The sequence below is a fragment of the Spiroplasma endosymbiont of Dioctria linearis genome, from assembly GCF_964030865.1.
Taxonomy (GTDB): Bacteria; Bacillota_I; Bacilli_A; order Mycoplasmatales; family Mycoplasmataceae; genus Spiroplasma_A.
This window is the reverse complement of sequence record NZ_OZ034984.1, coordinates 80,471-93,590: the sequence shown is the minus strand read 5'-3', so window position 1 is coordinate 93,590 and position 13,120 is coordinate 80,471. Positions and strand designations below refer to the sequence as shown.

The following is a 13,120-nucleotide window of genomic DNA, read 5'->3' as shown; positions in this document are numbered from 1 at the left end:
TTTTTTCCTATCTATGTGTTTTAGGATCTAATGAATCTGCAAATACTTTTCCAGCTAAGAAGAATAATAATGATATTCCCCCAACAAAAGCTACTGGAATAATTAATAAGTGAGGAAACACTTCTCAATCTGAACCAGATAATAATTCATTTAGAATTGAACCTAAAGATGCTTGATCTAATGTATTTGTTACAAATCCAAAGTTATAATATGCCAACAATGAATCGATGGCAATTGCTGATGGAATTGCAAATGTTGATGTTTGAATAACTATTGGTAAAATTTTTGGCATTACATTTTTTCTAATAATTTTTGAGCTAGGTGTTCCTAAAACTCTTGAAGCTATATTATATTCAGCATTTCTTACAAGCATAATTTGTACTCTAATAACTGAAGCTAAAGCAATTCAGCTAGTTATTGAAATACCAAATATTAAAACTGGAATTGTTGTAGTTCCTCCAAATAAGAAGATAACAATTAGTCATAAAATTAATGATGGTATTAGTGTTAAAAATCTAGTAACTTCAATAAATACTAAATCTAATTTTGAAAAGAATCCTCAAATTGATCCTAATAAAATTCCTAATAAGATTTGAATTGATGCAACAAAGAATGTAAATATTAATGTTGTACGTGTACCAATTCACATTTTAGTTCATAAATCTTCACCAAATTTTCCTAATCCAAATACATGTTGTCAGCTTGGTGCTTCAATATCAATTCCTGGTCTTTCAGTTGGAACTGGGTCTTTTCCTATTCCAATAGAGAAGGCCATTAAAATAATTGCTACTAATAAAAATAATGATATGATAAAAGTTTTTGATTTAAAAACTCTTGCAAATACTGATTTTCAGTAACTGTAAGGTTTATTTGTTATTCTTTCTGATTCTTCGTGCTTAGCACCGATTACTTTGAAGAGAGAATTATCTATAGATTTCATTTCTTCAATAGTATATTGTTTTTGTTCCATAAAAAATTCCTCTCTATTTTGTTAATTTAATTCTTGGATCTAATGTTGCAAGTAATAAATCTCCAATTAAACTTGAAAATACTCCAGCTGATGCTGATACGAAAATATATCCTAAAACAACGAATGTATCTTTATTAGCTACACCATTTAAAATAAATTTACTCATACCATCAATTGACCAGTGTCTTTCAACCAGAATACTTGAACCAAACAATGTTAATACAAATACTTCTGGTAATGTTTTGATTAATCTAATTCCTGCATTTCTAAAAATGTGAACATAAAATACATATTTTTCACTTAATCCTTTTGAAAGTGCAAATTTCGCATAATCTGCTGTCATTTCATCTAAAACAAATCGCCTTGTGTTTACAATAATCATTGGCATAATCAGTAACATTATTCCAATTATTGGCCATATTTTTGTTCCAAAAGATGAACCTTCATAAGTTCCATTCGCTCCAAAGACATAAATCGACATTTTATATAAAAGCGAAATTACTACTAATGCTGGAATAGCACTAATTAATAAACTCGAACCATTAATTGCATTATCTGCTGCTTTTTCCTTATTTTTAGCAGCAAGAATACCTAAAGGTACTCCAATTAAGTAAGATAATGTAACTGCTATACTTCCTATTTTAAAAGAAGTTGGAATTGATCTTTTAAATGCATCTTGAACTAGTGATAAAACTTGTCCCCCACTAGCTTTATTCATAAATACACCTAAATAAAATCACATTACTGTTGGAGTTCCTGCAATATCTCCATTATCTTGAACAATTGGATTAATTATGATTGTTTTTGGAATAAACGGAGTTATGTTTCTCAAATAAATAAACATTTGATTTAACATTGGTCCAGCAACTCCAAATAATTTCATTCTGTTATTTAATAATTTTTCATAACCTGGTGTTCCATATTGAAAATCCGGTCCCAGTTTATCAAGGTTTACATCTGATAAATAAACACCATCAGTTGTAACAAGTCTTAACATTACAAATACAACAGCTACTGCTACATACAATGTAATGAAGGCATATAAAATTCTTTTAAGAGAATATGTGAATAATGGATTTCTTTGCATGAATTCACTAAATGTAGAATTTGAACGTCTAAATCCATTTATAATTTTCTCTTTATGGCTTGTTTTTGTTGACTTTACTTCCTCAGTTAAACTAATTTCATCAAGTAGTTCAAGAATCGAGGAGTTAACTTTTTCAGAGCCATTTGCTTTTTTTTCCATAAATTTATATTATCCTTTCTAAATTTTTACTATTTAAAACCTATATAATCTTTATAAAGGTGTTAAATATGAGAGATAAAAATAAAACAAGTAATTTTAAAAAACTAAAAGATTTGCGTGAGCAAGAAAAAATTGCTCACAAACAACAAGTACAAGATAAAATTAGTCAAATTTCTAAAGAACCAATTGGTACTCAAACCAGATACATTGATTCTAAGAAACTTAGATGATATGACTACCTTATAGTATTAATTATAAGTTCTGCTTTAATCGGATTAAGTTTCATTCTTGGTATTTTTGCACTAAAAAGTACAGAGAAATCAGAATGAGTCATAACCGCTTTTGCATTAATCAGTCTTTTAGCTTTTTTAATTACTAATTGAATAAAAAATAGAAAAGTTGCAAAATACTATAATGATATTACAAGAAGATATCAAACTACTTTATCAGAAGATGAAGGATTTTTAAGAAGACTTTCTAAAATAATCCTTTTAATCTGCTTGGTATTGTCTATAACTTCAATAATATTGGCTATTACACTTTGAGTGTAATTTTTTTTATATTCCATAAAAAAAAGAGTGTTTTATTAAATAAATAGTTTAGATTTAATCTTCATCCTAACTGTTTATAAAATAAAATCACTCTTTTAAATATTAAATGCTCTTAATAAAATTGAATTTTTATCTAACAATATCATTTAAAATTTGTTTAATTCTATAAACCTTTACGATCACTCTGCCATGTTTTGTTTTGTAATATTATACATAGCCATTTTAATAATTAGATTCGCATTGTCTTTAAAAAACATATTTTTAAATGACAATGTAGAAAACGCAAAAAAGGCAGTTGGTTTATTGAATTTTTTATTAGTCAATAATTGGTGCATTTTTTGATCTCCTTCATCGCCTATTTACATAGTAGCAAAGTGTCTTTAAAAATGCAACTGTATGGGCTATTAAATTAAAAAAAATAGATATTTAAATATCTATTAGTAAGTAATTATCTTTAAATTTCTTAAAAAATTAATTAAAAGTGAGTTTAATAAAATTAATTAATTTTAAATTTATTTATTAAAAAATTTTAATTAAATTATCATTTTTTTCTTAAAAATGTTGGGAAATCTCCATCTTCTTCATCCCCGGTTTCTTCAATTTTTTGAGCTACTCTTTCATCATGCTTTTCATAATTATTATTTTGATTTCATTGTCCAGCTCTTTCTTGTGCAATTCTTCTTTCTTCTTCAGTTTGTTTTACAAAATCAGGTCTTTTATCATGATTTGTCATAAATGAAGTTCTTTGATCATAAGCAGTCTCTACAGGTTGAGGTTCTGGTTCATAATTTGAATATAATTCTTGTTGCATAGAAGAATATTGTTCATTTGATAATGAAGGCTTCTTATGAGATATATTTGGAGCTTTATAATCGTCATCAAATCCAGTAGCAATAACTGTAACTATTAGATCATCATCTAAATGTTCATTAATTGCTATACCAAAAATAATATTTACATCTTCTCCACTTGCTTGTTGAACAATATCAACAGCATCATATGCATCATTTAAAGAAACTGTTTTTCCACCAGTAACGTTAATGATAGCATCTTTTGCACCACGAATTGAAGTTTCTAATAATGAAGAAGTTATAGCTTTATTTGCAGCTTCAATTGCTTTATCTTCTCCAGAACCAATTCCAATTCCAAATAAAGCATTACCTTTACCTTTCATTACAGTTCTAACATCAGCAAAATCTAGGTTAATTACTGCTGGCACTGCAATTAAATCAGTAATTGTTTGTACTCCTTGTTTTAAAATGTTGTCAGCTTCTCTAAATGAATCTTTTACTGGAATTCCACCAATAATTTCTAACAATCTGTCATTTGAAATTATAATAATTGAATCAACAAATTTTCTTAATTCATTTAATCCTTGAACAGCATAAGAATTTCTTAATCTTCCTTCAAATCTGAATGGTTTAGTAACAATTGCAATTACTAATGCTCCGGTTTCCATAGCAATTCTAGCTATTTCTGGAGCAGCTCCTGTTCCTGTTCCTCCACCCATTCCAGCTGCAACAAAAATTAAATCTGATCCTTTTAATGATTTTCTAATTTCTTCTTCTGATTCTATTGCTGCTTGTTTACCTATTTCTGGATTTGCTCCAGCTCCCAGCCCTTTTGAGACTTCTTGCCCTAAAACAATTTTTGTTGTAGCAGAACTTGCAGCTAAAACTTGTGCATCAGTATTTGCAACAATAAATTCAACTCCTTGAACATTATCGTCAACCATCCTGTTAACAGCGTTACAGCCACCTCCACCAACTCCAATTACCTTAATTTTGGCATTTTGATTTAAATCTAATTTTGTAGACATGTTATTTCCCTCACTTTTAATATTTATCTCTTTGCGTATTTATAATACCATTTTTTAAATAGTTTTCATTATTTTGATAATTTTGTTGTCCCACAAAATTTTGTGGAGTTTGATTATTTTGTTGAACTAATTGCGTATTCATCAAAGGTGGAATGAAATCTCCATGTTGTGAACGCAATTGCTCTGTTCGTAACTGTTGAGCACGTAACTGTTGAGCAAGTGCCAACTGAGCTTGTTGCGCTTGTTGAACTTGCATTTGAGCTTGTTGAGCACGTAACTGCTGGTCAAATGCTTTTTGACCCAAAACTTGTTGTGCATGTTGCATTTGAGCTAAAGCTAACATATTTGGATTCTCATAAGTTTCTGTACTTGTTTTTACTTCTCTTAGATTTTTATTTGTTAAATGAGATTGTCTCATCATTCCGCATAATGAATTAGTTCAAATTTCACTTGCTCCAGTAATTAATGAATAATATATTTCTGAAATATTTTTATAAGTACTTCTTAGCAATAGTTTTTCAAAACCTGCAATCTCAGTGCTTTTTCCGGTGTGATAAATTTTAAAGTTTTTTATGCTTCCCATTTCTCTTGAAATTAAGAGATCTGCCTTATCAATTACCCCATTTATTTCTTCCAACAACATATATTTAATATCAATTGCTTTTAGTTCATACGACCTTTTTTCAGAAGCTATATATTTTCTATACATCACAGTATTATCTAATGTATTAGATGAAAAATCTAATAGCTTAAATATATATTTATTAGCAATATCAAATTTAGCACTCATTTTTTTAGCTAAATTTTCAATAATATCTTTTAAACCAAATTTAATTACATCTTTTTTTACAAGTGTCTCACGTGAAAAGTAACCAATATCAATACTTTCTCAATCTCAGTTAATTAGAGCAAATGTTTCTCTAAAATTCAATCCTTCACTGCATTGTTTTCCCAGTGAGAATAATTGACTTGTTGCTGATAATCTTTCAATTTTTAGTATTTTTAATACACCTTCAAAAGAATCGACAACATGTTTTTCAGCAGTATATACCTTAGCACTCATTGCTACCATATTTGCCTTAGAGTTTATTGGTGGTTTTGCAAAACTCTGCATACCGTTTAATTTAAAAGCATACGGTTTTATATTTGTAACAATTAAGTTATCTTCATAAACAACTCTTTTTGCATCCTTATATAAATTTTTTATATGTTCTTCTCTAACAATTTTATCAGCACTTTCAATAAAAATACTTGGATTAGCATCTTTTATTTGAAGTGTTGCTGTTGGATAGACAATTGATGCTCTTCTAATTTTTTCTTTAAAAATTGATTCGTATCGATTAATCATTTTTATTAATCGATGAGCAACAATATTTGTATCAACAATATCATTTTTATCAGTTAATCAGTTACTTTTAGATTTTTCTCTTTCTTTAAAGACAACTTTTAAACCAATACTTTTCTTATATTTTCCAACAGCAAATTTTATATACTTTTTAGTTATTTCAATAACTGCATATGTTTCATTTTGCATTTAATCACCAACCTTTCTAATAGCTCACAATTTTGCACTATGAGATCTTCTATTTTTTTCAAGTTCCTCTTCACCTGCTACTACAGGTCTTTTAACTACCAATTCATAATTCTTTTTCTTTTCAACTAAAATAGGTAATTTATTTAAAAATTTATCTTCTTTTGATGTAGTTTTAGATTTAAAAATATCTTTAATTATCCTTTCTTCTAATGAATGAAAAGATATTACTACAATAACTCCCCCAATATTTAATAGCTCAAGTGAGTTACTTAAAGACCTTTTTAAAACTTCAAGCTCATTGTTTACATATATTCTTAAAGCTTGAAACACTTTCTTTGCAGGGTGCTTTTTTTGCTTTAAAACTTTTTGTGGTAAACATTCTTTGATAATATCTACTAACTCAAAAGTTGTAGAAATACTTTTTATTTTCCTTCTTGCAATTATTTTTTTAGCAATTTCTCATGAAAATTTTTCATCTCCATATTGATAAAAAATATCTGCCAATTGTTTTTCATTAAATGTATTTATAACTTCTTTTGCAGTGATTTTATTATTCTTTTGATCCATTCTCATATCTAATTCAGAATCAAAACGATAACTAAATCCCCTATCTGCTTTATCAAATTGTGGACTTGATACTCCTAAGTCATATAAGATACCATCAACTCTTTTAATATTATTTAATGAAAGTAGGACTTTTATATTTGCAAAATTGCCTTCTAAAATAGTAAAATTACTTGAAATATCTTCAAGTTTTTTTCTACTTATAGCAATTGCTTCTTGATCTTGGTCAATTGCATATAAATGTCCGTTATCAATTTTTTTTAAAATTTCAACACTATGACCTGCTCGCCCAAGAGTACAGTCAACATATATTCCGTTGCCTTTTATATTTAATAAGTCTATTGATTCATTAAGCAAAACAGATGTATGTTCATGTGCCATTTTAATTTACTCCGCCCAATTTTTCTGCAGCTTCTACAAGCTTATTTTTTGCATCTTTATCATATACTTGATGTTTATTTTTATCTCAAATTTCAACTCATTCACCAGCCCCGGTGATCTGCACAGTTTTAGAGATTCCTACTTCTTCTAATAAATTTGAAGGTAATTTAATTCTTCCTGATCCATCAATTGAAATTTCATCTGTATTTGAAAAAATGGTTCTAACAACAGTACGTGTAGATGAGGAAAGTGCACTTTGTGATTTTAACTCGTTATATCATTCCTTAAAGTTCTCTGGAGTTCTTATTTCTAAACATAAACCATCAATACTTCTTGTTACATAAACTAATTCGCCCAATTTGTTACGTAATTTTGAAGGGATTGTTAATCTAAATTTATCATCCAAATTATGTTCAAATGTCCCAAATAACACAAAGTCACCCACTTTCTCCCACACATAAACAATTATATACCACTTTCTTACATAATCAACTATTTTTTAAGTTTTTTTACCCACTTTTTATAACAAAAAAATGCCTATAAAAGCACCTTTAATGAGTTATTTTTCTTTCCAAAGACTTAATAATTCGATCAAGTTTTTGTTTTAAGTTTATTTCGTTTGTTAAAACTTCATTTAAAGACGGACTATTGCTTAGCTTTAAAGGTCTTATAAAGTATTTATTTAAGTATATTCTATAATACATATAAAAGCTTCTTAATAAATTCACTGAAGTTAAAGGGTCTGATTTTTCTACTATCTCATAAAAAGTCTTTTCATTGACTTCATTAATAAAAAAGTGATAACCATTTTCATTTAAGGAATTTAAAGCCGATAAGGGTATTATATTCTTAGAAATTTCATTAATATTATTTAACATAAAAGTTCCTCCATAAATACATTAATCGATACTTTTTTTATTTTTTTTACAAAAATACAAAAAAAAAAAAAAAATACAAAAAAAAGCGCTTATAAAGCACCCTATTTATTAATCAACTTTTTTAACTTCTTTATTTTTGTAAAAACCACATTCACGACAAACTCTATGTGGTTTAATCATACTTCCACAGTTTGGACATGAAATAATTGCTGAGCTAACTAAAGCCAAGTGACTTCTTCTTTTGTTTTTAGCAGCTTTACTGGTCTTTCTAAATGGTACAGCCATGTTGACACCTCCGTTGTTTTATTTTTCAAAGTTAAATTCTTTTAGTTTATCTCATCTTGAATCTACTTGATTTTCTTGTTCTTGTTGGTATTCATCTTCAGACATAAGTATGTAATCTTTACCGACAAATGAAATTTTATCATAATTATTACTTAAATTCATAGGAATATTTAAAACAATTTGCTCTATTGCATATTCTAATATATTAAATTTATCACCAAAAACAATGTTATGTTGGTCATCATTTATGTCTTCAAAGTAATATTCTTCACTTCAATCGTAAAATTGATCTTCCAACTTAATTATTGTTCCGTCCCTTGCATCGATTGCTGTCAATGATGCTGTGATTTTGGCATAAACTATTACAGATTTCATTGCATCTTGATAGTTTATAATACCCTTAATATGAACTTTATCAATTGATTTTATTAAGTCATTACTTAATTTTAATTCCTTGTTAATTTCAAATTCCTTATCTAAATTTACAATTCCCTTTAGTTCAATATCTTTTTTAAGCATTATCTTACCTCTATTTTAAGTTTTGAGAGATTATTTAGCACTTTATTCCATTCCTTTTGAACTTCTTGATCTGTTAATTGATTTGAGACACTATTAAATTCAAACGAAATTGAAACAGATTTAGAGTTATTTTCTTTCATTTTATTGTCTTGATAAATATCAATCAGTTCAATTTTTACTAAATAATTAACTTTTTTAATAATTTTATTAATAACGTCTGAGTATTTATCTGATGCCTTTAATATAATTGAAACATCTCTTGTAGTTTTTTGAAACTTTGATATTTCTTGAACTCTAATTATAGAGTTTTTAGTATTTTGTATTTCACTAATATTCAATTCTAAAATGAAAGTTGGATCTAGTTTTTGAGATTGTTCAAATCTAGGGTTTAGTTTATAAATAAAGCCTAGTGTTTTGCCTTTTAAACTAATTTTTGCGTTAATGTAAGGGTGAATCTCATTAATAATATCTTCATTTGAGTCAAATGATACATCATTTAAATCAATATTATATGCTTCTATAATTGCATCACAAATCCCTTTAATATATGCATAACTTGCTTTTATTGAGATGTCATAACCTTTTTGATTTAAAATATCTCCACTAATAAGAACAGATAAGTGTCTTTGTCTTAAATTATTCATATTGTAAATATCACCAAATTCATATAATTTGACATTTTTATTACCTTTTGAATAATTAAATGCTGCACTTTCTATAATTGATCTTGACAAACTTAATCTAAATGTCTCTCTAAGCTTACTTAAAGGACTCATTAGGTTTATTGGGTTCTCGATATTAAATAAATTTCATTTTTGCACTTCTTCATTAGATAATAATGAATACGTCTTAATATTTGTAAATCCTAAACCTAATAAATAGTTTTCACTTTGCTTTTGTAAACGTAGATCTAATTTTTTAGATTTATTATCTGAAAGAATTTTAGGAGCAATTGAAGTTACATTATTGTAACCATAAATTCTTGTAATTTCTTCAACAATATCTGCTTTGTGAATAATATCTGTTCTAAACTGATCAATTATAAATAATATTTCATCTTTATTATCAATTACTTCAAAATCTAAAACCCTAAATAAGGCTTTGATTTCTCTTATAGATAATTTAATACCCATTAACTTATGAATATATTCCAATTTAACACTAACCTGAGTTTGTTTTTCATTTGATTCTTTTATAATTTCAAATTGGCTATTTGATTCATAAATATTATATTGGTCTAATCAATACATTACTCTATTTTGAGCCAATGTATATAACTTAGAACTTACGGGTTTCATATATCTTTGTAAATCAACAGTTGAAGTATTAAATTCCTTTTGTTGTTTTCTCATAAAAATTGGGTCTAAAGATAAATACACTACTAAAATTTCTTTTGAATCAACATTTGGTAAAAAATCTAAATTAGTTTCTACTCCAAGAGTTGAAATAACTTTTTTATCACATAATAACTGTAAATTAACTTCATGTTCGCTATTCTTATTATTTTTTATTTCCAATTGTGAATTCAATTTTTTTGGATCCAAGAACATAACTGGTTGACCTGTTTCAATAGCAATGGCATTTGCTAAATCTAATCAAAAATTATGAGTTGTTTTTGAATCATTAAATTTAAGTCATAAATCTTGATTAGAATAAATTTTATATTCTTTATCTCCAATACTAATAACATCTTTTACTTTTATTGTTTGTACTACAGCACTTCTCACAAATTTATCTACTTCTTTATCAATTTTTATTGATACAGGTGCTTTTAAGCTATTTATTTTTAACTTATATTCTTTTGATATATCTTCTAACTTCTTATTAAAATAATTAGCTATTTCCTTAGCTAATTGCATTGCACCAAGGGCATCACTTCGATTAAGAGTTAAATCAACTTCTCATACAGCATCTAAAAAACCTATTTCATCTAATGCATTTTCACTACCTATCATTGAATAAGTGTCTTCTTTTGTAACAATTTGATAAATTCAATCTTTTTCCTTATTTGAAAGAGCCTTAGGGTTTAAACCTATCTCTGGTAATGCACACAGCATTCCTTCAGACATTTTGCCCTTAATTTCTTTATTTGTTAATGTAATTCCATTTGCAAGTTTTTTTCCAGCTTCAGCTAAAATAACATATTGACCCTCTTTAACATTACTTGCTCCACAAACAATTGGAGAAACTAAATCCTCGCCCTTGTCTACAAAACAAAAATTTAAATGGGTTCCTTCAATAGGTGCTACATTTCCTAAATGTGCTATTTTTAGTTTGTCATTTAAAGTTGAATAATCTTTAAATGAATCTACTTCAAATCCAAGTGAGTTTAATGCAACTGTTATTTGTTCATTTTTAACACCTTTTAAATCAATTAACTTTTCTAATCATTTTCTTGTTAAATACATATTAATCTCACTTTCTAATCTCCAAAAAATTTAAATTGATCTAAAAATCTAATATCATTTTCATATAAATCTCTAATGTTTTTTAAACCATATTTTAACATTGCTAATCTTTCAATTCCAACTCCAAAAGCTAATCCAGTAACTTTTTCTGGATCTAATCCATTTGATTCTAATACTTCTGGCGCTAACATACCTGAGCCCAAAATTTCAATAAAGCCAGTATATTTACAAATTGCACAACCCTTACCACTACAATTAATACATCTAACATCTACTTCAGCAGAGGGTTCCGTAAAAGGAAAAAAACTTGGTCGCATTCTAATTATGGTATCTTCAGAAAATAAACGTTTACACATATATTCTAGAACTCATTTTAAATTTGCAAAACTAATTTTTTCTCCAATTGCAAATACGTCCATTTGCATAAATTGATGTGAATGTGTAGCATCATCATCATCACGACGATAAACATTACCATAACTGACAGCTGCCATATTAATATTTCCAGTTTTAGAAGCTTGTGTAAGCATTCTAGCTGTCATATTAGTTGCATGTGTTCTTAAAACAGTATGCTTATCTATATAAAATGTATCTTGCATATCTCTTGCTGGATGACCAATAGGCATATTTAGTTTTTGAAAACAATATTCATCCGTTTCAAACTCAGTTCCATCAATCATTTCATAACCTAGCTCAGTAAAAATTGAAGATACCTCATCTATAACTAAATTAAGTGGATGCTTTGTTCCAATTTTTAAATTAACTCCAGATAAAGATAAATCTATTTTTTCATTCTGCAATGTTTTTTTTAATTTTTCATTTTCAAATTTTTCACTTAGATTATTTAATTTGTCAAAAATTAAAATCTTAATTTCATTAGCTTTCATTCCTGCTTCTTTTTTTTCTTCAGGCGAAGCTGATTTCAAGTTCTTAAGAATATCTGTCAATGGAGATTCTTTACCTGTAAATTCTTTCTTCAAAATTTCCAATTCTTCTTTTGTTTTAATTTTATTAAATTGCTTATTAAAACTATTTAATATTTCATCTATTTTTTTTAACATAAATACACCTTTTCTAAATTTAAAGCAATTTAATTATACTAAATAAATTAATTAAATTATTATTTGATAAATTTTTTGTTTAAGATATTCTTATTTTTAATAATTATTTGCAAAAATAATATAATTAAAAAGAAAAATTATCCTTATTTACTCTATTTTTAAATGATATAGTAAAAATTTCAAAATGATTATCAGTATTTTCCATAAACTCCAAAAATTTTAGTTTAAAGTAGTCATCTGTATCATAAACCTTTTGATTATATTCAACAGAGCAATGAATTTTTTCATAAAAGAGATATTTAATTAAGCCTTCATTAATAATATTTTTAATTTCCATATAAATCATATGAATAAGATTGTCCAATATTGTTATTTGATTTAAGTTTATTTTATAATCTTTAATTTCTTCAACCATTTTTGTAAGAAACTCTCTAATACTCATTATTTTTTGTTTGATATCTTCTTCTTGTTGAAAGTTATACTCAACTTTTAACTGATGTTGCATCATTGTTAGAAAATTATTAATATTTAGAATTTGAAAAAAGTTCTCAAATTCTCACTTAAAATTAATTTCTTCTAAAGTTGTTTGTATAATTTTCTTTTTAAATCTTTTAGAAATTTGTTCAACTATCATAATTACCTCTTTTAACTATATTTTACAAAAAAAACCCACTCTTTTGAGTGGGTTTTAAACTTTAAACTGGCAGCTTCCTATTTTTGCATTATACTATCGTCGGCGTTGCTGATCTTAACTTCTGTGTTCGACATGGGAACAGGTGTGACCTCAGCGCTATGACCACCAGATCTTAAGTTTTATTGTGTCTGAGAGACAAAGTTTTTTTTCAAAAACTAAATCGTACTCTCAAAACTGAATACTAGATGATTTTATATATCTATACAAGCA

14 protein-coding genes and 1 rRNA gene are annotated in these 13,120 nt (G+C 26.9%); 1 reads left to right on the top strand and 14 read right to left on the bottom strand.

Going from position 1 to position 13,120, the window contains the following annotated elements; all coding sequences use genetic code 4:
- Positions 1-7 precede the first annotated feature (7 nt).
- Both oppC and oppB read right to left on the bottom strand, forming a co-directional pair.
- Entirely contained in the window at positions 8-970 is a 963-nt protein-coding gene (gene oppC, locus AAHM84_RS00430) for an oligopeptide ABC transporter permease OppC (RefSeq protein ID WP_342258948.1), read from the bottom strand.
- Between the two features lie 13 nt (positions 971-983).
- On the bottom strand, positions 984-2,216 hold the full coding sequence (oppB, locus tag AAHM84_RS00425; RefSeq protein ID WP_342258947.1) for an oligopeptide ABC transporter permease OppB: 1,233 nt from the start codon (positions 2,214-2,216) through the stop codon (positions 984-986).
- A 68-nt stretch (positions 2,217-2,284) separates the two neighbouring features.
- On the opposite strand from oppB, the gene AAHM84_RS00420 reads away from it, so the two are divergent.
- On the top strand, positions 2,285-2,767 hold the full coding sequence (locus AAHM84_RS00420; protein WP_342258946.1) for a hypothetical protein: 483 nt from the start codon (positions 2,285-2,287) through the stop codon (positions 2,765-2,767).
- Positions 2,768-2,940: 173 nt separating this feature from the next.
- Here AAHM84_RS00420 and AAHM84_RS00415 read toward each other — a convergent pair whose 3' ends face one another.
- The 12 genes from AAHM84_RS00415 to rrf all read right to left on the bottom strand — a co-directional run bounded on the left by AAHM84_RS00415 (position 2,941) and on the right by rrf (position 13,020).
- Entirely contained in the window at positions 2,941-3,102 is a 162-nt protein-coding gene (locus AAHM84_RS00415) for a hypothetical protein (RefSeq protein ID WP_342258945.1), read from the bottom strand.
- Positions 3,103-3,305: 203 nt separating this feature from the next.
- The gene (gene ftsZ, locus AAHM84_RS00410; RefSeq protein ID WP_342258944.1) at positions 3,306-4,586 is read right to left on the bottom strand and encodes a cell division protein FtsZ; all 1,281 of its coding nucleotides are present in this window, start codon (positions 4,584-4,586) and stop codon (positions 3,306-3,308) included.
- A 16-nt stretch (positions 4,587-4,602) separates the two neighbouring features.
- Positions 4,603-6,120, bottom strand: a complete 1,518-nt coding sequence (locus AAHM84_RS00405) for a hypothetical protein (protein WP_342258943.1) — start codon at positions 6,118-6,120, stop codon at positions 4,603-4,605.
- On the bottom strand, positions 6,121-7,065 hold the full coding sequence (rsmH, locus tag AAHM84_RS00400; RefSeq protein ID WP_342258942.1) for a 16S rRNA (cytosine(1402)-N(4))-methyltransferase RsmH: 945 nt from the start codon (positions 7,063-7,065) through the stop codon (positions 6,121-6,123).
- 1 nt (position 7,066) lies between these two features.
- Positions 7,067-7,510: a division/cell wall cluster transcriptional repressor MraZ gene (gene mraZ, locus AAHM84_RS00395; RefSeq protein ID WP_339030384.1), complete on the bottom strand. Its 444-nt coding sequence runs from the start codon at positions 7,508-7,510 to the stop codon at positions 7,067-7,069.
- A gap of 106 nt (positions 7,511-7,616) precedes the next feature.
- Positions 7,617-7,943, bottom strand: coding sequence for a hypothetical protein (locus tag AAHM84_RS00390; protein ID WP_342258941.1), 327 nt, complete (start codon positions 7,941-7,943; stop codon positions 7,617-7,619).
- 108 nt (positions 7,944-8,051) lie between these two features.
- Positions 8,052-8,228: a 50S ribosomal protein L32 gene (gene rpmF / locus AAHM84_RS00385; RefSeq protein ID WP_053946439.1), complete on the bottom strand. Its 177-nt coding sequence runs from the start codon at positions 8,226-8,228 to the stop codon at positions 8,052-8,054.
- A gap of 18 nt (positions 8,229-8,246) precedes the next feature.
- A complete protein-coding gene (locus tag AAHM84_RS00380; RefSeq protein ID WP_342258940.1) occupies positions 8,247-8,747 on the bottom strand; it encodes a YceD family protein in 501 nt (166 codons plus the stop codon).
- Entirely contained in the window at positions 8,747-11,155 is a 2,409-nt protein-coding gene (gene pheT / locus AAHM84_RS00375; protein WP_342258939.1) for a phenylalanine--tRNA ligase subunit beta, read from the bottom strand. The genes AAHM84_RS00380 and pheT overlap by 1 nt, the downstream gene beginning before the upstream one ends.
- 14 nt (positions 11,156-11,169) lie before the next feature.
- On the bottom strand, positions 11,170-12,216 hold the full coding sequence (gene pheS / locus AAHM84_RS00370; RefSeq protein WP_342258938.1) for a phenylalanine--tRNA ligase subunit alpha: 1,047 nt from the start codon (positions 12,214-12,216) through the stop codon (positions 11,170-11,172).
- A 124-nt stretch (positions 12,217-12,340) separates the two neighbouring features.
- A complete protein-coding gene (locus AAHM84_RS00365; RefSeq protein WP_342258937.1) occupies positions 12,341-12,850 on the bottom strand; it encodes a hypothetical protein in 510 nt (169 codons plus the stop codon).
- 64 nt (positions 12,851-12,914) lie between these two features.
- Positions 12,915-13,020, bottom strand: a 5S ribosomal RNA gene (gene rrf, locus AAHM84_RS00360).
- Positions 13,021-13,120: the final 100 nt, after the last annotated feature.